Source organism: Ideonella benzenivorans (genome assembly GCF_020387415.1).
Lineage (GTDB): Bacteria > Pseudomonadota > Gammaproteobacteria > Burkholderiales > Burkholderiaceae_C > Ideonella > Ideonella benzenivorans.
This window is the reverse complement of the sequence record NZ_JAGWCB010000010.1, coordinates 300,367-322,642: the sequence shown is the minus strand read 5'-3', so window position 1 is coordinate 322,642 and position 22,276 is coordinate 300,367. Positions and strand designations below refer to the sequence as shown.

Annotated in this window: 20 protein-coding genes and 1 pseudogene; 15 read left to right on the top strand and 6 right to left on the bottom strand. The window is 70.1% G+C overall.

The genetic code is table 11. The features are described from left to right. Window positions 1–10 precede the first annotated feature (10 nt). From tssM to KGA65_RS10125, 4 genes and pseudogenes are all read left to right on the top strand, one after another. Entirely contained in the window at window positions 11–3,832 is a 3,822-nt protein-coding gene (tssM, locus tag KGA65_RS10135; RefSeq protein ID WP_225863025.1) for a type VI secretion system membrane subunit TssM, read from the top strand. Next, window positions 3,829–4,821 carry a type VI secretion system-associated protein TagF gene (gene tagF, locus KGA65_RS10130; protein ID WP_225863024.1) on the top strand — a complete coding sequence of 331 codons (993 nt, stop codon included), beginning with the start codon at window positions 3,829–3,831 and terminating at the stop codon, window positions 4,819–4,821. The genes tssM and tagF overlap by 4 nt, the downstream gene beginning before the upstream one ends. Window positions 4,822–4,843: 22 nt before the next feature. Next, window positions 4,844–4,960: pseudogene (locus tag KGA65_RS21175) on the top strand (TPM domain-containing protein); the annotation flags it as partial. Further along, window positions 4,905–5,621, top strand: a complete 717-nt coding sequence (locus KGA65_RS10125) for an OmpA family protein (protein WP_375142635.1) — start codon at window positions 4,905–4,907, stop codon at window positions 5,619–5,621. The pseudogene KGA65_RS21175 and the gene KGA65_RS10125, both read left to right, overlap by 56 nt. A gap of 16 nt (window positions 5,622–5,637) precedes the next feature. On the opposite strand, the gene tssA is transcribed toward KGA65_RS10125, so the two are convergent. The 5 genes from tssA to KGA65_RS10100 all read right to left on the bottom strand — a co-directional run bounded on the left by tssA (window position 5,638) and on the right by KGA65_RS10100 (window position 9,869). Then, entirely contained in the window at window positions 5,638–6,702 is a 1,065-nt protein-coding gene (tssA, locus tag KGA65_RS10120; RefSeq protein WP_225863022.1) for a type VI secretion system protein TssA, read from the bottom strand. A gap of 114 nt (window positions 6,703–6,816) precedes the next feature. Continuing rightward, the gene (locus KGA65_RS10115; RefSeq protein WP_225863021.1) at window positions 6,817–7,230 is read right to left on the bottom strand and encodes a hypothetical protein; all 414 of its coding nucleotides are present in this window, start codon (window positions 7,228–7,230) and stop codon (window positions 6,817–6,819) included. Between the two features lie 241 nt (window positions 7,231–7,471). Beyond that, the gene (locus KGA65_RS10110; RefSeq protein WP_225863020.1) at window positions 7,472–8,872 is read right to left on the bottom strand and encodes a sensor histidine kinase; all 1,401 of its coding nucleotides are present in this window, start codon (window positions 8,870–8,872) and stop codon (window positions 7,472–7,474) included. Further along, window positions 8,869–9,540 carry a response regulator transcription factor gene (locus KGA65_RS10105; RefSeq protein ID WP_225863019.1) on the bottom strand — a complete coding sequence of 224 codons (672 nt, stop codon included), beginning with the start codon at window positions 9,538–9,540 and terminating at the stop codon, window positions 8,869–8,871. The genes KGA65_RS10110 and KGA65_RS10105 overlap by 4 nt, the downstream gene beginning before the upstream one ends. Then, window positions 9,540–9,869, bottom strand: a complete 330-nt coding sequence (locus tag KGA65_RS10100) for a PepSY domain-containing protein (protein WP_225863018.1) — start codon at window positions 9,867–9,869, stop codon at window positions 9,540–9,542. The genes KGA65_RS10105 and KGA65_RS10100 overlap by 1 nt, the downstream gene beginning before the upstream one ends. 107 nt (window positions 9,870–9,976) lie before the next feature. Between KGA65_RS10100 and KGA65_RS10095 the strand changes: the two genes are divergently transcribed. Genes KGA65_RS10095 through KGA65_RS10080 form a run of 4 tightly spaced genes read left to right on the top strand, consistent with a single transcriptional unit; the run spans window position 9,977 to window position 14,050 of the window. Continuing rightward, the gene (locus tag KGA65_RS10095; protein WP_225863017.1) at window positions 9,977–10,399 is read left to right on the top strand and encodes a PepSY domain-containing protein; all 423 of its coding nucleotides are present in this window, start codon (window positions 9,977–9,979) and stop codon (window positions 10,397–10,399) included. Window positions 10,400–10,422: 23 nt separating this feature from the next. Beyond that, window positions 10,423–10,905, top strand: coding sequence for a DUF2271 domain-containing protein (locus KGA65_RS10090; protein WP_225863016.1), 483 nt, complete (start codon window positions 10,423–10,425; stop codon window positions 10,903–10,905). A gap of 15 nt (window positions 10,906–10,920) precedes the next feature. Next, the gene (locus KGA65_RS10085; protein ID WP_225863015.1) at window positions 10,921–13,098 is read left to right on the top strand and encodes a PepSY domain-containing protein; all 2,178 of its coding nucleotides are present in this window, start codon (window positions 10,921–10,923) and stop codon (window positions 13,096–13,098) included. Beyond that, window positions 13,079–14,050, top strand: a complete 972-nt coding sequence (locus KGA65_RS10080) for an FAD:protein FMN transferase (protein ID WP_225863014.1) — start codon at window positions 13,079–13,081, stop codon at window positions 14,048–14,050. Before KGA65_RS10085 ends, KGA65_RS10080 begins: the two co-directional genes overlap by 20 nt. A 9-nt stretch (window positions 14,051–14,059) precedes the next feature. Here the strand turns inward: KGA65_RS10080 and ychF are convergent, their stop codons facing one another. Continuing rightward, window positions 14,060–15,154, bottom strand: coding sequence for a redox-regulated ATPase YchF (gene ychF / locus KGA65_RS10075; RefSeq protein WP_225863013.1), 1,095 nt, complete (start codon window positions 15,152–15,154; stop codon window positions 14,060–14,062). Between the two features lie 126 nt (window positions 15,155–15,280). Here ychF and KGA65_RS10070 point away from each other — a divergent pair, with 126 nt between their 5' ends. The 7 genes from KGA65_RS10070 to KGA65_RS10040 all read left to right on the top strand — a co-directional run bounded on the left by KGA65_RS10070 (window position 15,281) and on the right by KGA65_RS10040 (window position 22,249). Continuing rightward, window positions 15,281–16,390: an FAD-dependent monooxygenase gene (locus KGA65_RS10070; RefSeq protein ID WP_225863012.1), complete on the top strand. Its 1,110-nt coding sequence runs from the start codon at window positions 15,281–15,283 to the stop codon at window positions 16,388–16,390. A gap of 21 nt (window positions 16,391–16,411) precedes the next feature. Next, the gene (locus KGA65_RS10065) at window positions 16,412–17,161 is read left to right on the top strand and encodes a DsbC family protein (RefSeq protein WP_225863011.1); all 750 of its coding nucleotides are present in this window, start codon (window positions 16,412–16,414) and stop codon (window positions 17,159–17,161) included. 105 nt (window positions 17,162–17,266) lie between these two features. Next, window positions 17,267–17,743 carry a DUF3429 domain-containing protein gene (locus KGA65_RS10060; RefSeq protein ID WP_225863010.1) on the top strand — a complete coding sequence of 159 codons (477 nt, stop codon included), beginning with the start codon at window positions 17,267–17,269 and terminating at the stop codon, window positions 17,741–17,743. Between the two features lie 19 nt (window positions 17,744–17,762). Next, on the top strand, window positions 17,763–19,496 hold the full coding sequence (locus tag KGA65_RS10055; RefSeq protein WP_225863009.1) for a M61 family metallopeptidase: 1,734 nt from the start codon (window positions 17,763–17,765) through the stop codon (window positions 19,494–19,496). A 67-nt stretch (window positions 19,497–19,563) separates the two neighbouring features. After that, window positions 19,564–20,691 carry a DUF3108 domain-containing protein gene (locus KGA65_RS21055; protein ID WP_310740954.1) on the top strand — a complete coding sequence of 376 codons (1,128 nt, stop codon included), beginning with the start codon at window positions 19,564–19,566 and terminating at the stop codon, window positions 20,689–20,691. 60 nt (window positions 20,692–20,751) lie between these two features. Then, entirely contained in the window at window positions 20,752–21,540 is a 789-nt protein-coding gene (locus KGA65_RS10045) for an enoyl-CoA hydratase (RefSeq protein WP_225863008.1), read from the top strand. A 97-nt stretch (window positions 21,541–21,637) separates the two neighbouring features. Continuing rightward, the gene (locus KGA65_RS10040; RefSeq protein WP_225863007.1) at window positions 21,638–22,249 is read left to right on the top strand and encodes a protein phosphatase CheZ; all 612 of its coding nucleotides are present in this window, start codon (window positions 21,638–21,640) and stop codon (window positions 22,247–22,249) included. Window positions 22,250–22,276 lie beyond the last annotated feature (27 nt).

The following is a 22,276-nucleotide window of genomic DNA, read 5'->3' as shown; positions in this document are numbered from 1 at the left end:
CGCATTCACCATGAACCGATTCCTACAACTTCTTCTGGACCCTCGTGTCCTGGGCGTGCTGGGGCTGGCGGCCCTGGCCGCCTTCCTGTTCCTGGGAGCCGATGCGCTGCAATGGGGGCTGACCGCGGCGGTTGCCTTGTTGGGGCTGGCTCTGCTGGGGCGGGCCCTGGTCTGGGGCGTGCGGCGCTGGCGGGCCCGGCGGGCGGCACGGCGCATGGAAGCGGAGCTGGAGAGCACGCTGGGTGAGGCCGACCGAGGCGGGCGCACCGGCAAGGAAGCCACTGAAACGGCGGTGATCCGGCAGCGGCTGGTCGAGGCCCTCAAGACCATCAAGACCTCCAAGCTGGGTGAGCGCACGGGCCAGGCCGCCCTGTACGAATTGCCCTGGTACATGGTGATCGGCAACCCCGCGGCCGGCAAGAGCACGGCCATCGTGCAATCGGGGCTGCACTTCCCGTTCAGCCGGGGCACCGACAACATCCTGCGCGGCATCGGCGGGACCCGCAACTGCGACTGGTTCTTCTCCAGCGAAGGCATCCTGATCGACACCGCCGGGCGCTACGCGGTGCACGAGGAGGACCGAGGCGAATGGTTGGGCTTCCTGGGCATGCTCAAGCGCAACCGGCCCAAGGCCCCGATCAACGGCATCCTGATCGCGGCCAGCCTGGCCGAGCTGGTCGACGCCAAGCCCGATGCCGTGATCCAGCTGGCCAAGAACCTGCGCCAGCGGGTGCAGGAACTGACCGAGTCGCTGGAGGTCTTCGCACCCGTCTACGTGCTGTTCACCAAGGCCGACCTGATTCCCGGCTTCGTCGACTTCTTCGAGGACATGGACGCCAAGGAGCGCGAACATGTCTGGGGGGCCACGCTGGCTTACCAGCCCGACACGCCGGTCGATGCGGTGGAGCAGTTTGACCATCACTTCGACGAGCTGCAGGATGGCCTGCGCGAACTGGCGATGGCCAGGATGTCGCTGCACCGCGGGCGCCCGCTGTCCCCGGCGGTGCTGGCCTTCCCGCTTGAGTTCGCCTCGATGCAGAACGTGCTGCGCAGCTTTGTGGCCACTTTGTTCGAGGAGAACCCCTACCAGTACCGGCCGGTCTTCCGGGGCTTCTACTTCACCAGCGCGGTGCAGCAGGGCGAGGTGGGCGACCGCTCGCGCAATGGCGTCGCGCAGCGCTTCGGCCTGGCCGCCTCGGCGGGGCCGGCGCCTGGGCCCGTGCAGACCGAAAACGGCTTCTTCCTGAAGGACCTGTTCTCCAAGGTCCTGTTTGCCGACCGCCAGCTGGTGCGCCAGCATGCCAGCCGCGGCAAGATCCGCCTGCGCATGGTCAGCTTCGGCGCCGGGGTGCTGGTACTGGCCCTGGCCCTGGCCGGCTGGAGCTGGTCCTACGTGGGCAACCGCCAGCTGGTGCAGGGCGTGCAGGCCGATCTGGACAAGGCGGTGAAGCTGCAAGAGGGGCAGACCGATCTGGGCTCGCGCCTGCAGGCCATGGAGCTGCTGCAGAACCGTGTGGAACAGCTGGATGCCTGGCGTGAGGACCACCCCTGGGCCGTCGGGCTGGGGCTCTACCAGGGCGAGACGCTCGAGCGCAAGCTGCGGACCGAGTACTTCCATGGCGTGCGCGAGCTGATGCTCAAGCCGGTGGCGCAGGCCATCGAGGGCTACCTGGGCGAGGTCAACCGGCACGCCGGGGACCTCAAGCCGGTGCAGGTGGTGGCCGGGGCCGTGGCGCCGGCCACCGCGGCCTCGGCCCCCGTGGCGGCGGCCAGTGCCGCTGAAGCGGCCAGCGCTGCTGGCACCGGGGCCACCGGGTCCCGCTATGTGCAGGCCTCGACCACCGATGTCGAGGATGCCTACAAGGCCCTCAAGACCTACCTGATGCTGTCGGAGCGCCAGCGCATGGACGCCGGGCACCTGACCGACCAGGTCACGCGGTTCTGGCGCACCTGGCTGGAGGACAACCGTGGCAACCTGCCGCGTGAGCAACTGATGCGCAGCGCCGAGCGCATGGTCAGCTTCTCGATGGCCCATCTGTCCGACCCGGCCTTCCCGGTGCTGGACAACAACTTTGCGCTGGTGGACCAGACCCGCGAGAACCTGCGGCGCGTGGTACAGGGCGCGCCCGCCATCGAGCGCGTCTATGCCGAGATCAAGGCCCGCGCCTCCACGCGCTTCCCGCCGGTGACGGTGGCGCGCATCGTGGGTGAGCAGGGCAAGGACACCCTGCAGGGCAGTCAGGTGGTGTCGGGTACCTTCACCCGCGAAGCCTGGCAGGGCTTTGTCAACGAGGCCTTCCAGCAGGCGGCCGAGCACGAACTGCAAAGTGTGGACTGGGTGCTCAAGACCGACACCCGGGATGATCTGTCGCTGCAGGGCAGCCCGGAGGACATCCGTCGCAAGCTGACCGACCGCTACAAGAACGAGTACGTGGCCGAGTGGCAGCACTTTCTGCAGGGCGTGACGGTGGCCGATTTCGGCAGTTTCGAGGCGGCCGTCGCGCACATGAACCGCCTGGGCGACAGCGCCGACTCGCCGCTGCGCAAGCTGCTGACGGTGGTCTACGACCAGACCTCTTGGGACAACCCTTCGGTGCTCAACGAGCGGCTGGCCAAGACACGGCAGGGCTTCGTCGAGTGGTTCAAGCAGACGGTGCTGCGCATGTCGCCGTCGGCCGTCGAGCTGAAGGTGAACGTGGCCGGGGGCGAGCAAGGCATCCCGATGGGCCCTGTCGGGCGCGAGTTCGCCGTGCTGGCGCGCTGGATGTCGCCGCGTGACGGCGCGCCGGCGCAGATCGATGGCTATCTGCAGGCGCTGGGCAAGCTGCGCACCCGCTTCAACCAGATGAAGAGCCAGGGCGACCCGGGGCCGGCTTCGCGCGACCTGATGGCCGCGACGCTGGCGGGCAGTGGCTCCGAACTGGCTGATGCGTTGAAGTTCGTCGAAGACCAGATGTTCACCGGGGCCACAGATGCTGCCAAGGCGACGCTCAAGCCAATGCTGGTACGGCCGCTGATGCAGTCGTTTGCCGTGTTGGTGCCGCCGACCGAGACCGAGCTGAACCGGCTCTGGACCGCCCAGGTGCTGCAGCCCTTCCAGCAGACGCTGGCCGGCAAGTACCCGTTCGACACCGCGTCGCGTATCGAGGCCAGTGGTCCGGAGGTGGCCCGCGTCTTTGGCCCGTCCGGGGCGGTCGCGAAGTTCGCCAACGAGGCCCTGGGACCGCTGGTCACCCGGCGCGGGGATGCGATCACGCCGCGTCAGTGGGCGGAGCAGGGGGTGCGGCTGCGGGCCGACTTCCTGAACGGCTTCCCGGCCTGGGTGGCGGCCTTGGACGGCGCCGAAGGCAGCGCAGGTGCTGCGCCCGCCGCAGGAGCCGCGGGGCCGGCCCAGTCGGCCTTCCAGCTGTTGCCGATGGGGGCGCCGGGGTATCTGGAATACACCATCGAGATCGATGGCCAGACGCTGCGCTACCGCAATGGCGCCGCGCAGTGGACCAACTTCGTCTGGCCCAACCCCAGCGGCACTCCGGGGGTGCGGCTGACGGGGGTCACCCTGGACAACCGCACCGTCGAGGTCTTCAGTGCGCCGGGGGCTTACGGGTTCGAACGGCTGATCTCGGCCGCGCAGGTCAGCAAGCTGGCGGACGGTGTGCGCGAGCTGCGTTGGGGCGACGGGCGGGCCGCGATCGCGCTGCACTACCGTGCGGTCACCATGCCGGGGGCGGCCGCGACGCCCACGGCCGGCACGGCGAACCGGGGCGGCGGCAAGGGCTTGCGAGGTCTGGTGCTGCCGACCCTGGTGGCGGGGGCCCCGGAGGCTGCACCGTGAGCGGCCACCCGGTGACCGTCACCGTGGCCTGGTTCGGCAAGCTGCCTGCGCGGGGCGATTTCCTGCGCAGCACGCAGCAAGGTCTGCTGACCCAGCGCTTGGACCAGTGGCTTTCCCAGGGGCTGGACCTGATGGCCGTCGACCCACGCTGGAAGGAGGTCTACGACCAGGCCGGGCCGGCGCCCTTTGTGCTGTTCAATGTGCGGGGGCGGGCCATGCTGGTGGGGTATCTGCAGCCCAGCGCCGATGTCTCCGGCCGGCGCTATCCCTTTGTGCTGACCGGCTCGCTCGAACTGGAAGGGCGGCCCGGCCTCTGGGTGCTGGCGCCGCTGTTCCTGGAGTCGCTCTGGCGGGACCTGGCGCAGGCCGGCCGGCAGGCCCTTCAGGCGGAGGAGCCCGCGCGACAGCTGGAGGAGCTGGCGGTGCGTGCCTGGAGCCTGGAGATCGACGGCTCCGGCCAGCAGGTCGCCTTGCAGGACTTTCTCGAGGACCAGAATCTCGGCACCTTGCAGACCCTGCTGCGCCAGGGGGGGCATCCCACGATGGACCTGCACAAGGCGATGGTGGCCCTGGGGCTGCTGCTGCAGCCGGTGCCGGCCAGCGGCGTGTCCAGCCTGGATCGTGGACTGAGCCTGCCCCTGCCGGACGACCCCTTGTACAGCGGCCTGGTGTCGAGCTTCTGGTTGACGCTGGTGGCGCCCTTCGTGGCGCGGGCCGACTTCGAGCTCTCCCTGCACCTCGACCGGACCGAGGGGGCGGGGCAGTGTCTGTCGGTGGGTTTTGCCGGAGCATCACCGTCGGCCCTGCAGGCCATGCTCGACCGCCGCCAGGCGGAGACCCTGCGTGTGAGCCTGGTGGCGCCGGACTGGGTGGAAGCTCACCTGGAGGACAGTTTCGCGATGAAGAAGCTTTCGAGCTACCTGCGCCAGCCTCAGCTGTCGCTGGCCCAGGCGGTGGCCACCTTCAAGGAATGCTTTCTAGGGGAATGAGGATGAGGATGCAGACAGGGGCGCGTGTGGTGGCAGGCTTGGTGGCCAGTGGCGCCTTGATGGGGGGGGCCTGGATGGGGCCGCTGTGGGCGGCCGAGCCGGCGGCAACGCCGGTGGTGCTGTCGGGGGTGGTGCCGGATGAGGCCACGAAGGCGGCGCTGTTGGCCAAGGCCCGTGAACTCTACGGTGCCGACCGCGTGGTGGACCAGTTGGGCGTGGACCGCCTGGTGGCGCCGCCGCAATGGCTGGCGCATGTGCAGCGCGTGCTGACCCCGGAGCTCAAGAAGATCCGCCACGGCCAGCTCAAGGTGAGCGGCAACACCGTGGAACTGACCGGCGAGGTGGACAGCGAGGCCACGCATCAGCAGTTGGTCAGCCTGCTGGCCACCCAGCTGAACAACCCGACCTATGCGGTGCGGGACGGCCTGACGGTGGGGCAACCCGGTCAGGCCGCGCTCGACGAGGTCCTGGCGCGGCGCACCATCGAGTTCGAGGCGGGCAATGCCAAGATCACGCCGGCGGGCGTGGCCGTGCTGGAGGAGCTGCTGCCCTTGTTGCAGAAGATGCGGGGCCGGCGCTTCGAGATCGTTGGTCACACCGACGACATGGGTGCGCACGATGCCAACCTGGCCTTGTCCGAGGCCCGGGCCCAGGCGGTCAGAGACTACCTGGTGGGCAAAGGCGTGGCGGCGGGGGACATCGTCACCTCCGGGGCCGGGCCGGACCGCCCCGTGGCGGACAACAAGACCCCCGAGGGGCGGGCGCGCAACCGCCGCATTGAGTTCCGCGTCCTGGCTTGACCAGGACGCCTGGGCGTCAGTTCAGGCCATCCTCGGGTCGCTCGATGCCCAGCAGCTCCTCCACATGGGACAGGGCACCGGGTTCCTTGACCACGGAGCGCAGCCAGTCGTGCAGCGGCATGGTGCCCCAGCGGGCGGCCTTGTCGGCCAGATAGGCCACCGGGCTGTGAGGTTCGGCCTGCCGGAAGTACTCGGCCACCTGGCGCAATTGCTCCAGGGCCTGGGCCCGGGACTGGATCGGGCCGCTCAGCAGACGCACTCCCGGGGCGGGGGCCTCGTGGGAGGCCGCGTCGTCGGGGCGGGTGGGTGGTTCGGCCGCCTGGCCGGCGCCCAGATGGGCTTCCTGCCCCAAGCGGGCCAGTTCGTCCCGGGCTGATTCCAGGGCGCGGCGTGCCCCGGTGAAGACCGGCGCATCGTTGCCCAGTTCGCGCTCGGCCACGGCCGTCAGGCGGCTCCAGGCCGCCAGGGCCGCTTGTACGCGGCTGCCCTGTGTTTCGTAGGCGTTCAGACCGGCCTGGGCGAGCATCCGTGCCAGGCTCTCCACTGTGGGCAGGTTGCCGGCACCACCGCCTTGTGCCTCACCGGCCAGCCGGCGGGTGCGGGCGGCTTCGGCGTCCAGCAGGCTGTAGCCCTTGGTGGGCGCGTCGGAGCGAGGAACGAGGACGATCTGCCGGGCGAGTTCTTCCACCTTGGTGGACAGCCAGCGAAGATGGCCGATGCGGCCATCGTATTCACCATCCTCTGGCTGGGGATGCACTGTGGGCCAGTGCTGTTCCAGCAGGCCTGCGCACAGGTCCAGACCGTGAGCCAGTCCTTCGAATCCACGCAGATGCGCCTGGGCTTCGGTGAACCATCCCGCCAGCCGCAGATCCTTGCTGCGCTGGTGGAGCATCTCGGTGCAGGCCCGGCTCACCCCGGGCCAGTCGGCCACCTTCAGGCTGGCCACCCATTCGCCCTGGTCCAGCGTGGGGTCGTCTTCGCGGCGCATCTCCTGGATGGCGTCGAAATCGGACGAAAGGGACAGGTCCGTCCCGCATGGTTCGGCCGCCGAAATCGGGGCCAGCAGATCTTCCAGATCCATGAGGTGTTGTACTCCCTGGGACAGCCCCGGAATTCTGCCAGCGGCCCAGTTCGGCCGGGCAGGGTCGATACGCTCCGAAACACACGCGGGGCGCACGGCACCGCGGGGTCGGGATCACTTCCAGAGGCGGAATTCGGTCAGGGCCGACCGGCTCAGCCAGTCCCGCCAGGCTCGGGGCAAGGGGGCGCTGCTGTGGGCGCCGCAAGGTTCCCGGTGCCAGTGGCCGCCAGCCAAGGTGCGGTACGCGCGCCAGCCACAGGGCAGGTCGGCCAGCACCGACAGGCTGGGGTCGGCATGCACGGCCCGACCGAGACGGATGGTCCGGCACTGGTCGTTGGCCGCCACGACGCCATGCAGGAACTGCCAGTCGCCGTCTTCCTCGTGCACGACCAGCAGCACCGGATGGTCATGGCTGAGCACTTGCGAAGAGGTATAGGCCAGCGTGTGCGGCGGATCGCCAAACGCCCAGGCCTCCGGGTTGGAAGTGGGCGGCGGAAGCAGGCGGGTGGCTGAGGCAGAGAAGGGCATGGCATTCATCGGTTGAACCGAGAAGGTGCATGCCTTGAAGCGTGGCAGTAGCAAGGCGTGAACGGTGCCGCTGCGCTCTGCCGTTCTCCCAGGCTGGGATCTTGGCCGATGCAGGACACCTCGCTGGTGGACATGCGGTCAGCAGGGTAGCACCCACCCCGGCCGCCACACAGCCCCCGTTCGGGGGGGAGGATCCCCAGTTTGCAGGGTGTCTCGCAGGGGCCGCGCGGCCCGTCCGGGTTCAAGACCGGAGAGGGGGCGCCGCTGGCAGGCACAGGCGCAGTCGAGCGCCGCCCAGCGGCGAGACCAGCGTCTGCACGCTGCCACCGTAGGACTGCACGAGCGCACGCACGATGTCCAGACCCAGGCCAGAACCGGGACGCTGTTCGTCCAATTGCACGCCGCGCTCGAACACGCGCCCGCGCAGCGCTTCGGGGATGCCGGGACCGTCGTCATCCACAGTGAAGCAAAGCCGGTTGCCTTCGCGCTGCACATCCACCACCACTCGGGAGCGCGCCCATTTGCCCGCGTTGTCGATCAGGTTGCCCAGCAGCTCGTACAGGTCCTGCTCTTCACCGCGGAAGGCCTCGTCCTGGGCCTGCGGCGCGAGCTCGAACACCAGGGGCCGGTCGGCATGCAGGCGCTGCATGGTGCGCAGCAGGGCCCGCGTCGGGGCCAGCACCGGCGTGCGCAGCCCCGTGGCCCGCACGGCCGCGGCGGCACGGGCGCGCGCCAGATGGTAGTCCACCTGGCGGCGCGCGCTGGCCACCTGCTCGGTGACCAGTCGGGCCAGCGGGGTGTCCTCTTGTTCAGCCGCGTTGGCGAGGATGGACAAGGGGGTGTGCACCGCATGCGCCAGGTTGCCGGCCTGGACCCGCGCGCGCTGCACCATGTCGGCATTCTCGGTCAGCACATGGTTGAACTCGTCGACCAGGGGTTGCAGCTCCAGCGGGAAGGGTCCGTCCAATCGGGCGGCCTGGCCGCTGTGCACGCTGGCGAGCTGCCTGCGCAGCAGTTGCAGCGGGCGCATGGCCAGCTGCAGCTGTGCCGCCACGGCCACGGCCAGACCCAGTGCCAACAGACTCAGCGCGATCAGCAGCAGGTGGGTGAAGCGCTGCAGCGGTTCGGCCAGCAACGCCGTGTCGCCGGCCACCAGCAGACGCAGGGGCGGGGCGTCGTCCTCGGGCAGTTGCAGCGTCCGGACCACGGTCAGCAGCGCGTGGCCCTGGGCATCGCGCAGCAGCAGGACACGGTCATCGCGCCCCGAGGGGGTGGCAGGGGCCGCAGGCGGCAGCGTCAGGATCTGATCCCACAGCGAACGCGAGCGTGCCACGGCGGCCCGGGGGGCGGGTCCCAGCCGGTCCACCTGCCAGTACAGGCCTGACAAGGGTTGGTCCAGACGCGGGTCCGCGGCCATGGGGGGCACGGTGGCGCCTCCCTGGGATGTCCATTCCACGGCGGCGCTGAGCTGGTCGAGCTGCACCACCAGCTGGGTCTGCAGCTGCTGTCGGATGTGGTCCTGGAACAGCGTGCGCAGCGCCCAGCCTGCCAGGGCGATGCTGAGCAGCATCCAGGCCAGCGTGCCTGCCAGCAGGCGCAGGCGCAACGATCCTCCCGACGGGGCCTGCGGGGCGCCGTTCATGCGGCAGCGTGGGTCTCGGCCAGTCGATAGCCCAGGCCGCGCACGGTCTCGATGCTGCCCGGCGGCAGCTTCTTGCGCAGACGGCCCACGAAGACCTCGATGGTGTTGGAGTCGCGGTCGCTGTCGTGCGGGTAGAGGTGCTCGGACAGTTCGGTGCGCGACAGCACCTGCCCTTTGCGCTGCATCAGCAGGGACAGAAGCTTGAATTCATGGCTGGTCAGCGTGAGCGGATGCCCATCCACGAGCACGCGGGCCTGGCGCGTGTCCAGCCAGATAGGGCCGCATTGCCACTGTGCGCTGGCGTGTTCGCCCAGGCGGCGCAGCAGGGCCCGCAGGCGCGCCAGCAGCTCTTCCATGTGGAATGGCTTGGCCAGATAGTCGTCTGCCCCGGCATCCATGCCGGCCACTTTCTCATGCCAGGCACCGCGCGCGGTGAGGATCAGCACCGGCATCTTGCGCCCGGCCGCGCGCCAGTGGCGCAGCACCGACAGGCCGTCGAACACCGGCAGGCCCAGGTCCAGCACCACCGCGTCAAAGTCCTCCACCTCCCCCAGATACTGCGCCTGGGCCCCATCGCTGGCGGACTCCACGGTGTGGCCCGCCGCTGCAATCGCCTGCACCAGCTGGGCGCAGAGGGTGGGTTCGTCTTCGACCACCAGGATGTGCATCAGTGCTCCTTGCGTTTGACCTGCAGCACCCGGCCATCGACGGCGTCGACCTTCAGCTTGACCATGCGGTCGTCCCGCTGCAGCAGGCGGATCTCGTAGATGAAGTGTCCGTCATCGTGCTCGAACTCGACCTTCAGCACCTGGCCCTGGTACTCGCGTTCGACCCGTTCCAGCACGGTGCGCAGGGGCAGCACCTGGCCTCGCTCCAAGGCCTGGCGCGCCAGCTCATGGTCGTCGTGGCCGGGCTCCCGGGCGTGCAGCATGGCGCCGGGGATGGCAACAGCGCTCGCCACCGACAGCAGTGCGAGAAGGCGACGGGATGGGCTCATGGGCGCTTTATACGGGGGCCGGGATGAATGGCGGATGAACGCGGTCTTCAGCCTGAGTTCAGGGTGGTGTCCTCAGAATGACGCTCAAACCCTGAAAGGAGCTTGCCATGAAGCCCATCCCCCTGCCACTGGCCCTGTGCCTGGCCCTCACGACCGCCCCTGCGTTGGCAGACGACGATTGCGAGGTCCCCGTGTCGCACTGGCAGTCGCGTGAGGCCGTGATGCGCTATGCCGCCCAACAGGGCTGGCAGGTGCAGAGCCTCAAGATCGACGACGGCTGCTACGAAGTTCGTGGCCGCGATGCCCAGGGCCGCGCCTTCAAGGCCAAGCTGGCGCCGCAGACGCTGCGTGTGGTGAAGATGAAGCTGCGCGAGCATGGCCATGACGCCGACGCGGGGCGTCACCACGACCGTGGCGTGCCAGGCCGCGATGCGGCGCCCGCCCAGGAGGCCGCATCCGCCAGCGTGAAGCCGCCCGCCGACCACCCCGTGCTGAAGCCCGGGACCGCCCCGCGTGGGCAGATCGAATGACCCCCTTGAACTGGAGAAACCGCATGTCCACCCCCCGTCCCCTGTTGTCCGCCGTGGCCGCCGCTTGCACGCTGCTCCTGCCCGCGCTGGCGCACAGCCGCGAGGTCGTGCTCTCGACGACGCTCAAGAACTACGGCGGCGATGGCGCCTATCTCGCCGTCTACCTCACCGATGCCAAAGGGGCTTACGCCGGCACGCTGTGGGTGGCGGGCGGCAAGGCCAAGTACTACAAGCACCTGGCGGACTGGAACCGCCTGTCTGCCAAGGATGGCAAGCGCCTGCAGGGCGTGACCGGCGCCAGCGTGGGCATGGGCCGCACGCTCAAGGTGACCGCCGACCTGGCGGACGCCCTGCTGGACGCCGGCTACGAGATCCGCATCGATGCGGCGGCGGAGGACATGTCCGACAGTCCTTCGGAAATCCGTGTGCCGCTGTCCACCGCGCAGGCGGGCAAACCCCGCGCCGGCAAGCAGTACATCCAGTCGTTCACCTACCAACTGAAGTAAGCGAAGGGAGCCCTCATGGCATGGCGGCAGATCCACCGCTGGTTGGGCCTGGTGGCCGGTGCGCTCGCGCTGGTGCTGGGGGTCACCGGGGCCTTGCTGGCGCTCGACCCGGTGCGCAACGCTTGGCAGGCGGCGCCGGCGGCGCCCGACGTGTCCGTGGCCACCTTGGCGCAGCGTGTGCAGGCCCAGGTGCCCGGGGCCGAGGAAATCCGTCGCCTGCCCTCGGGCGTCATCGTGGTCCATGCGTTTCAAGACGGTCAGGCCCGGGCTGTGCGCGTGGACCCTGCGGACGGCCAGGTGCTGGGCGACTACCAGCCCTCCCTGCTGCCGCGGTGGGTGAAGAACCTGCACCGTGCCTTGCTGCTGGGCGACACGGGACGGCTGGTCGCCGCCCTGGGGGCCTTGTCGCTGTGCGTGTTGTCGGTGTCAGGCCTGGTGCTGCTGAAGCGCCGCATGGGCGGCTGGCGCCACCTGATGGGCCCGGTGCGCGGCACGCCGGTGCAGCGCCTGCATGTGCAGGCGGGGCGGGTGGTCTTGCTGGTGCTGGGGGTCTCGACCGCCGCGGCGCTGTTCATGAGCGCGGTCACCTGGGGGCTGGTGTCGGTCGAGGCCGGTGCGGAACCCGAGGTGGTGTCCACGCCGGGCGGCCAGGCCGAACGGCCGGTGGTGCAGCTGCCCCTGTTGCGCGACCTGCGCGTCCAGGACCTGCGCAAGCTCAACCTGCCTGCCGCCGAGGATCCGCAGGACACCTGGCGCGTGACCACGGTCCGGGGTCAGGGTTGGGTGGACCGCTACAGCGGCCAGACCCTGGCGTGGCAAGACGCGACGGCCGCGCAGCGCGTGCACGACTGGGCGCTGCTGCTGCACACCGGCGAAGGCGCCTGGTTGTGGGCGCTGGTGCTGGGCGCCATGGGGGCCAGCCTGCCCTTGTTCTGCGTCACGGGCTGGCTGCTGTGGTGGCAGGCGCGCCGCAACGCGCCGCGCATCGCTGACAACAGCCCCTGGGCGCAGGCCGACAGCCTGATCTTTGTCGCCAGCGAGGGCGGCAGCACCTGGGGCTTTGCCCAGGCCCTGCATGCTGCCTTGGTCGCGGCGGGGCACCGGGTGCACACCACGGCCTTGGAACACTGGCGGGTGCCGCCGGCGGCGCGCCAGGTGTATGTGCTGGCCGCCACCTACGGCGATGGCCAGCCGCCGGCCCATGCCGCACGCGCGCTGGAGACCCTGGCCCGGGTCCCCGCAACCCAGGCCCAGGTCGCCGTGCTGGGGTTTGGGGACCGGCAGTTCCCGGCCTTCTGCGCCTTTGCCCAGGCGCTGGAGACGGCGCTGCGCCGCCAGGGCTGGCCGGCCCTGCTGCCGCTGGAGTGCATCCATCAGCAGTCTGCCCAGGCCTTCGTGCGCTGGGGGCATGCACTGGCCCAGGCGCTGGGCCAGCCGCTGTCGCTCGCCTACCAGCCGCGGCTGCCGCGCACTTGCGCCCTCACGCTGACGGCCCGGCAGGACTTCGAGGGCGGCGCCGGGGATCCGACGGCCATCTTGCGTTTCAGCGGGGCGGGCCAGGGGCTGCCTCGCTTCGCGGCGGGCGATCTGCTGGGCATTGTGGTGCCGGGCCAGGCCGTCCCCCGTTACTACTCCCTGGCCTCTGGCGCGCAGGACGGGTTTGTGGAAATCTGCCTGCGCCGCATGCCCGGCGGCGTCTGCTCCAGCCACCTGTACGCCTTGCAGATCGGTGACAGCGTGCAGGCCTTCATCCGTCCCAATCCGGGCTTCGTGCTGTCCCCCGGCCGGCAGCCGGTGCTGCTGATCGGTGCGGGCACGGGCGTGGCGCCGTTGGCGGGCTTCATCCGCGACAACGTGCACCACCGGCCCATGCACCTGTACTACGGCGCGCGCCACCGGGAGCGGGATTTCTACTTCGGCACGGAACTCGAGACCTGGCGGGCCGAGGGGCGTCTGGCCGGTCTGCAGACCACGTTCTCGCGCCAGCCCGGCGGCGGCCATGTGCAGGAGCTCTTGCGCCGCGACGCTGCGCCGCTGCGCGCGCTGTTGGCGCGAGGGGCCATCGTGCGAGTGTGCGGCAGCCGCCCCATGGCCCAGGGCGTGGGCGAGGTGCTGGAATCACTGCTCGCCCCGCTGGGGCAGAGCCTGGCCCAACTCAAGACCCAAGGACGCTATGCCGAAGACCTCTTCTGAGCTGCGGCGCCTGACGCTGCATGGCCCGACCATGGCCACGCGCTGGTCCGTGAGCTGTGAGGCCGCGCCCGACATCGACAGACCGGCCCTGCAAGCCGGGCTGGCGCACGCCACGCAGCAGGTCGATGCCCAGATGTCGCCCTGGCTGCCCGGCAGCGACCTCAACCGGCTCAATCAGGCCCCCTTGGGGACCTGGGTGCCGCTGCCCCCTGAGATCCTGGAGGTGTTGGTCTGTGCGCTGGACATCTGCCGGCTGAGCCAGGGGGCTTTCGATCCCGCCGTGGAGGCACTGGTGAACGCCTGGGGCTTCGGCGCGATGCGCGATGCGCCCGATGCCGCGGCAATCCGGGCCGCCGTCGGCGAGACGAGCGCCGCGCGCTCACCCACGCACGAGCTGCTGGAACTGGATCGCGCCGCCGGGCGCGCCCGCAAGCACGCGCCGCTAGCGTTGGACCTGTGCGGCATCGCCAAGGGCTATGCCGTCGACCGCATGGTCGCGGTGCAGCAGCAGCAGGGCGTGACGCAGGCCCTGGTGGCCCTGGATGGCGAGTTGCGGGCCACGGGCAGCCAGGCCAGCGGCCAGCCCTGGGCGGTGGCCGTGGAGCGCCCCGAGGAGGGGCGCCGGTCCGTGCACAGCGTGCTGGAACTGCAGGACCTGGCGGTGGCGACCTCGGGCGACTACCGGCACTTTCTGCAGCTGGGCGAGACGCGTCTGGCCCACACCATGGATGCGCGGCGTGCCGCCCCGGTGCGCAACGACGTGGCCTCGGTCACGGTGCTGGCCCGCCAGTGCATGCACGCCGATGCCTGGGCCACCGCGCTGCTGGTGGCGGGTCCGGGCGATGGGCTGGCGCTGGCACAGCGCATGGGGCTGGAGGCCCTGTGGCTGCTGCGCCGCGCCGGTGGGCTGGTGGCGGTGGGATCGGGGCGTTTCAGCCAGGCCGCCGGCTGAGGTCCGGGCTCAGACGTTGAACAGGAAGTTCATCACGTCGCCATCCTTGACGACGTATTCCTTGCCTTCGGCGCGCATCTTGCCGGCGTCCTTGGCCCCTTGCTCGCCCTTGAAACTGATGAAGTCCTCGTAGGCGATGGTCTGGGCGCGGATGAAACCCCGCTCGAAATCGGTGTGGATCACGCCGGCCGCCTGCGGGGCGGTGTCACCGACGTGGATGGTCCAGGCCCGCACCTCCTTCACGCCGGCGGTGAAGTAGGTCTGCAGACCCAGCAGCTTGAAGGCAGCGCGGATCAGGCGGTTCAGCCCGGGCTCGTCCTGGCCCATCTCGGCCAGGAACAGGGCGCGGTCCTCGTCGCTCATCTCGGCCAGCTCGGCCTCGGTCTTGGCGCAGATGGCCACCACCGGGGCGTTCTGCTTGGCGGCGAATTCCTTCAGGTGGTCCAGGAAGGGGTTGTTCTCGAAGCCGTCTTCCGAGACGTTGCCGACGAACATCGCCGGCTTGGCGGTGATCAGGCACATCGGCTTGATCAGGGCACGCTCATCCTTGCTGAAGTCGATCGCCCGCACCGGCTGGCCCTGGTCCAGCGCGGCCTGGCACTTCTCCAGTACCTTGACCAGCGCTGCGGCCTCCTTGTCGTTGCCCGACTTGGCGGCCTTGATGTAGCGTTGCAGGCTCTTCTCGACGGTGCCCAGGTCGGCCAGGCACAGCTCGGTCTGGATGACCTCGATGTCGGCGATCGGGTCGACCTTGCCGGCCACGTGGATCACGTTCGGGTCCTCGAAGCAGCGCACCACGTTGACGATGGCGTCGGTCTCGCGGATGTGGCTGAGGAACTGGTTGCCCAGGCCTTCACCCTTGGACGCCCCGGCCACCAGGCCGGCAATGTCGACGAACTCGACGATGGCCGGCAGGATGCGCTCGGGCTTGACGATCTCGGCCAGGGCGGCCAGGCGCGGGTCCGGCACTTCCACCACCCCGACGTTGGGCTCGATGGTGCAGAAGGGGTAGTTCTCGGCGGCGATGCCGGCCTTGGTCAAGGCATTGAACAGGGTGGACTTGCCGACGTTGGGCAGGCCGACGATGCCGCACTTGAGGCTCATGGGAGGGCTTTCGGACAGAAGGTGGAAGAACAGCGCAGCCCAGGCGGCAGGTGTGGCGCAGGTGACCGCCGGTGCCCGCCTGGGGGCGGAACCCCCGATTTTAGGTCCGTCCCTACAATGCCGGCCATGACCACCTTTGACGTGCGCATCCTGGGCACCGGCATCGTCAGCCGGGTGGCCGCGCTGAGCCTGGCCCGCATCGGGCTGAATGTGGCGCTGCAGGCGCGGCCGGTGGATGCGGCGCCCAGTGCGGATGTGCGCACCTATGCGCTCAATCCGACCTCGGTGCAGTGGCTCGAAGGACTCAAGGTCTGGTCGGCTCTGCCCGAGGCGGCGCGCACGGCGGTGCTGGACATGCGGGTGCAGGGTGACGCCCATGCCTCGCAGATCGAATTCTCGGCCTGGCAGCAGGCGGTGCCGGCCCTGGCCTGGATCGTGGACGCCGGGGCGCTGGAGAACGTCCTGGACGCCGCGGCGGGCTTCACGCCGCAGGTGGCCCTGCAGGCCGAGCCCGCGCCCGCCCCGCTGACCCTGGTGGCCGAGGGCAGGGCCTCGGCCACCCGGGCGCTGTTTGGCGCCCGCTTCGTGCGGCATGCCTATGGCCACACCGCGGTGGCGGCGCGCCTGGTGTCGGACCGGCCCCATGCCGGCTGCGCCCGGCAGTGGTTCCGCGCGCCGGACATCCTGGGCCTGCTGCCCTTCGACAGCCCGGAGGCCGGTCGCAGCTATGGCCTGGTCTGGTCCCTGCCGCAGGCCCAGGCCCAGCACTGGTTGAGCGCCTCGGCCGAGGCCTTCGAGGCCGGTCTGATGGACGCCACCGGGGGCGCGGTGGGCACGCTGCGACTGTCGGGTGAGCGGGCCGCCTGGCCGCTGGCGCTGGGCCATGCCGAGCCGGTGACCGGCACGGGCTGGGCCCTGCTGGGCGATGCCGCCCACCAGGTGCATCCGCTGGCCGGGCAGGGCCTGAACCTGGGGCTGGCCGATGTGGTGGCCCTGGCCGACACGCTGGCCGAGCGCGAGGTCTGGCGCGGCCTGGGGGACCCGGTGCTGCTGCGGCGCTACGCCCGTCGCCGCCTGGTGCCCAACTGGGCCATGGCGCAGCTCACCGACGGCCTGTGGCATCTGTTCGCCCGCGAAAACCCGGGCTGGCGGGAACTCCGCAACCGGGGAATGAGTCTGGTGAATCACCTGCCGCCGCTCAAGCGCTGGCTGGCCACCCAGGCCCTGGATGTCTGACTCTTGTCCCAAGGATCCCCGATGAATGTGTTCGCTTTCGCTCCCGTGTCGGTCGCCCGTGGTGCTGCGGCGCTGACCTTGACCGGGTTGGCGCTGTCGGCCGCGCTGGCCGACGAAGCCGCCATCCGCAAGAACCTGGCCGAACGCATGCCGGGCCTGCCGAAGATCGACGAGATCAGCAAGGGCCCGATCCCGGGGCTGTACGAGGTCCGTCTGGGCACCGACATCCTCTACACCGACGAGCAGGGCAACCACGTCATCGAAGGCTCGATCTACGACACCCGCACCCACACCGACCTGACCAAGGCCCGGGTGGACAAGCTGACCGCCATCGATTTCGCCCAGCTGCCGCTGAAGGACGCGCTGGTGATGAAGCAGGGCAATGGCAGCCGCAAGCTCGCCGTGTTCGCCGACCCCAACTGCGGCTACTGCAAGCGCCTCGAGAAGGATCTGGTTGCGCTGAAGGACGTCACGATCTACACCTTCGTGATCCCCATCCTGGGGCCGGATTCCAGTGTCAAGGCGCGCGACATCTGGTGCGCCAAAGACAGCGCCCAGGTCTGGCGCAACTGGATGGTGTCCGGGCGCACGCCGCCAAAGGCGATGGGTGGCAAGTGTGACACCGCGGCCATTGAGCGCAACCTGGCCCTGAGCCGCAAGTACAAGGTGACCGGCACGCCGGCCCTGGTCTTCGAGGACGGCACCCGGGTGCCCGGGGCCATCAGCGCGGGCCAGATCGAGAAGCAGCTGGCCAGCGCGCGCAAGTCCTGACGGCGCCCGCCCGGGCCGTCTGCGGATGGCGAAATGCCACAGGCAGGGTGGCGGCGATGTCACAGTGCCGCCAAAGTCTTGCGCTAGCCGCCACAATGACGGCCCATGAACGCCTCCAACCCCTTCGGCGTGGTGCACCACGCCGCTCCCCCCATGCCGGCCGAGCCCCCGTTGCGGGCGCGGCAGTGGGGCCACGCGGGTCTTGTTCCCTTCATCGTCGGCACGTTGCTGCTGTGGCTGGTCTACCCTGACCTGCAACCCTGGGTCGCCCAGGGGCTCGCCGGCTACGGCGCCCTGATCGTCGCCTTCCTGGGCGGCATCCACTGGGGCCTGGCCATGAACGCTGGCGCACCCGGTCAACGCGCCTTCGGCTGGGCCCTGGTGCCGCCGGGCGTGGCCTGGCTGGCCCTGGTGATGCCGCCGCACGCCGGTCTGGTGGTGCTGGGCGTCATGCTGGTGGTCTGCTACCTGGTGGACCGACGGCTGTACCTGGAAAAGAACATGGGCGCCTGGCTGACCTTGCGGTTCCGCCTGAGCGTGATCTCTGCGCTGTGCTGCTTCCTCGGCGCGGCGGGCATCTGAGTCTGTCCGGGGCCAGCACATGATCCAGTTCCGCATTGACGTGGCCGACGTGGCCACCCATCGCTTCAGTGTGACGCTGACCGTGCCCGCGCCAGCGGCCGAGACCACCGTCAGCCTGCCGGTCTGGATTCCGGGCAGCTACCTGGTGCGCGAGTTCGGCCGCCACCTGAGCCTGTTGCAGGCGCGGCAGGGCCGCCAGTCGCGCCCCTTGACGCAACAGGACAAGAGCACCTGGACGGTGTCCTGCCAGGGCCACGCCGCGCTGGTGATCCAGTACGAGGTCTATGCCTTCGATGCCTCGGTGCGCACGGCCTTCTTGGACGACCGCCGGGGCTTCTTCAACACCACCAGCCTGTGCCTGCGGGTGCACGGCCGGGAAGAGGTGCCGCAGCAGGTCCAGATCGGCCAGTTGCCCAAGGGCTGGGAGGTGGCCACGGCCATGCCGGCCGACGCGGGTGAGCACACCTATGTCAGCGCCGACTACGACGAGCTGGCCGACCACCCGTTCGAGCTGGGCCGCTTCTGGCGGGGCCAGTTCGAGGCCGGCGGCGTGCCGCACGAGTTCGTGGTGGCCGGTGCCTGGCCGGGCTTTGACGGCGAGCGTCTGCTGGCCGACGCGAAGCGCATCTGTGCCACCCAGATTGCCTTCTGGCACGGCCGGCGCAAGCCGCCTTTTGCGCGCTATGTGTTCCTGCTGAACGCGGTGGAAGACGGCTACGGCGGCCTGGAGCACCGGGCCAGCACCGCGCTGATCGCCAAGCGGGCCGATCTGCCGCGCGCGGGCATGGCCAGCCCGGTGCCCGAGGGTTACATGACCCTGCTGGGCCTGATCAGCCACGAGTACTTCCACACCTGGAACGTCAAGCGCCTGAAACCGGTCGAGTTCCTGCGCTACGACTACACCCGCGAGAACTACACCGAGCTGCTCTGGTTCTTCGAGGGCTTCACCTCCTACTACGACGACCTGCTGCTGGTGCGGGCGGGTCTGCTGGACGTGCCGCGCTACCTCAAGCTGCTGGCCCGCACGGTCAACGGCGTGCTGGCCACGCCGGGGCGTCAGGTGCAGAGCGTGGCCGAGGCCAGCTTCGACGCCTGGGTGAAGTACTACCGCAGCGACGAGAACACGCCCAACAGCACGGTGAGCTACTACACCAAGGGCTCGCTGGTGGCCCTGCTGCTGGACCTGCGGCTGCGTCAGGCGGGGTCGTCGCTGGATGTGCTGATGCGGGCGCTGTGGGCCCGCTGCCTGCGCACCGGCCTGACCGAGGCCGACGTGCTGGCCGAGGTCGAGCGTCTGGCTGGCGCCGCGCTGGCCGGCGAACTCCAGACCTGGGTGCACGGCCGCGACGAACTGCCGTTGGCCGAGGCACTGACGGCGCTGGGCGTGCAGGTCGGGCACGAATCCCCGGCCTGGGTGGCCGCGCTGGGCTTGCGCCTGAGCGAAGGGCCAATCACCGGCGTGCAGGTCAAGTCGGTGCTGAGGGGCAGTGCAGCGGCCCGGGCCGGTGTCTCCGCCGGCGACGAGCTCTTGGCCGTTGATGGCTGGCGCATCCGCCGGCTCGACGACGCCCGCCAGTGGCTGCCGCCCGAACCGGTGCCCTTCGAGCTGACGCTGGTGCGCCAGCAGCGGCTGCGCACCCTCACGCTGCGTCCGGAACCCCATCCCGCCGAATCCTGGACGCTGACCCTGGCCGAGAGCCCGGCGGCGCAGGCGCAGGCGCTGGCCCTGCGCAAGGCTTGGCTGGGCCGCTGACGCCGTGGCACCCCGGTCTGTGGCAGCGTGGCCGATGGGGTGCGTCCCGGGCGGGTGCTGACAGGCCATGACACCGACGTGGCGTTGGCCGGGCCGGCGGGTGCTGGCGCTGGCGGTGCTGGTGGCCGGCGTGCTCGCACTCCATCTGTGGGTGGTCGACACCGCCTGGCGCAACCGCCTGGGTGACCGACCGACGGATCGGCCGCCGCCACCGATCGAGGTGGCTTTCGTCAAGGCCCTGGCGCCCGCCACCCCGCCGGTGGCTGCCGCGGCCGCCCCGGTGGCGCCACGGCGTCGGCCGCGCCGGGTGGCCGTGGCCGCCTCGGCCTCGCCCGCTTCTGCGCCCGCTGAGGAGGTGGCTTCTGCTGGGGTGGCAGCCGCGTCCGCACCCCAGGAGGCCGCGTCGGCCCCGCCCGCGGACACGGCGGATTCCGCGCCCGCCGCAGCCGATGCCGGGGTGGCGGCGGCCAGTGCGCCCGCCTCCAGCGCCGAGGTGGCCACCGCCGCGTCGGCCGCCGCCAGTGACGCGCAGGCCTTCGACTGGCCGCCCTCGACCCGGCTCAGCTACACGGTGCAGGGCAACTACCGGGGGCCGCTCAGCGGGGCCGCGCAGGTGGAATGGCGCCGCCAGGACAGCCATTACCAGGTCCGGGTCACGGTGCAGCTGGCCGCGGCCTTCGAGCGGCGCATGCTCAGCGACGGCGAACTGACCGCCGACGGGCTCAAGCCGCGGCGCTATGACCAGGTCACCCGGATCGTGCTGCGCGACCCCCGGCAGGAGACCGTCCATTTCAACGACGACACCATCGCGCTGGCCACCGGCAAGACCGTGCCGACGATGCCGGGGGTGCAGGACGCGGCCAGCCAGTTCGTGCAGCTGACCTGGCTGTTCCTGACCCATCCCGAGCGGCTGCGGCCCGGGCAGGAGGTGGAGTTTCCGTTGGCCCTGCCGCGGCGCGCCGGTCGCTGGCGCTACCGCGTGCTGCCGGCCGAGCCGCTGGCGCTGCCCTTCGGGGCCTTGTACGCCTACCCGTTGAAGCCGGTGGCGGGCACGCTGAGACCCAACGAGGTGGCGGTGGAGATGTGGATCGCGCCGACGCTGCAGTACCTGCCGGTGCGCATCGGCATGAACTGGAAGGACGAGGCCACGCTGGACATGGTGCTCGACAGTGCGCCCTTGCAGGCAGCCCCCTGAAAGCGGGCGGGTGACGGCATATAGTGTGGCCATCCCCCTGGAGACATCAAGGAACCACCGATGAGCTATGAATGCATCCTGACCGACGTGCGTGGTGAAGGCGCCCGCAAGACCGGCCTGATCACGCTGAACCGTCCCAAGCAGCTCAACGCCCTGAACGGCCAGTTGATGGACGAGCTGGGGGCGGCGCTGCTGGCCTTCGACGCCGACGACGGCATCGGCTGCATCATCATCACCGGCAGCGAGAAGGCCTTCGCGGCCGGTGCCGACATCGCCGCGATGGCCACGCTGGGTTACATGGACGCCTACAAGGGCGGCTTCATCACCCGCAACTGGGAGACCATCCGCCAGGTGCGCAAGCCGGTGATCGGCGCGGTGGCGGGCTTTGCGCTGGGCGGCGGCAACGAGCTGGCGATGATGTGCGACATCCTGCTGGCGGCCGACAACGCCAAGTTCGGTCAGCCCGAGATCAAGCTGGGCATCATCCCGGGCGCGGGCGGCACCCAGCGCCTGCCGCGTGCGGTGGGCAAGGCCAAGGCCATGGAACTGCTGCTGACCGGCCGCATGATGGGCGCCGAAGAGGCCGAACGGGCCGGCTTGGTGTCGCGCGTGGTGCCGGCCGCCAGCCTGCTGGACGAGGCGCTGGCGGTGGCCGCGCAGATCAACGAGCTGTCGGCGCCCAGCCTGATGATGGTCAAGGACTGTGTCAACGAGGCCTACGAGAGTGGCCTGTCCACCGGCGTGCGCGCTGAGCGCCACATGTTCCAGTCCCTGTTCGGCACGGAAGACCAGCGCGAGGGCATGTCCGCCTTCCTGGCCAAGCGCAAAGCGGAATTCCATCACCGTTGAGCCGGCGAGGCCCGGCGGGCGGCACATTCGCCCTCAACTTGGCCGGCTGCCGGTCGATATCTGACCTCAACCAGTGACCGAGATCCGGAAACCGACCATGCCGGCCGAGCAACACCCCACCGCCCCCTCCTGCATTTCTCCGGCCAGCGTGCCCGAGGGGGGGCAGCGCCCCCGGGTGGCGGCCGAGCTGCGCCAGGTCAGCCTGGAGATGCCGGATGCCTGTGAGCGGCTGGAGTACATCGGCAAGATGACCGAGCGCGCCGCCAACCGGGTGCTGGAAGTCATCGACGAGGCCAAGCCGCTGTGCGAGCGGCTGGTCAGCCGGGGCGATGAGCTGGTGGACGTGATGCGCCGCCAGGCCGAATCCCCCGAGATGGATGTGGCCCGGGCCCGGGCGCTGATGCGTCTGTGCGCCGACTACGTGGCCAGCACCACCGACTTCGCCCGCCAGCAGAACGACCACCTGACCGACATCCTGATGGCCCAGGACTTCCAGGACCTCTCGGGCCAAGTGATCAAGAAGGTGACCGACATCCTGCTGCGGGCCGAGGCCGAACTGCGCCATGTGGTCGAGGACGAGCTGCCCCAGGTGGGGGTGGACGGCGCGTCGGCCAACGACGACGGGCACCAGCTCGAAGGCGTGCAGGTGCCCGACCGCGCGATGCAGCAGGAGGACGTGGACGACCTCCTGGCCTCGCTGGGGTTCTGAACCCCGGGGCCGCAGGCCCCGTCGGGA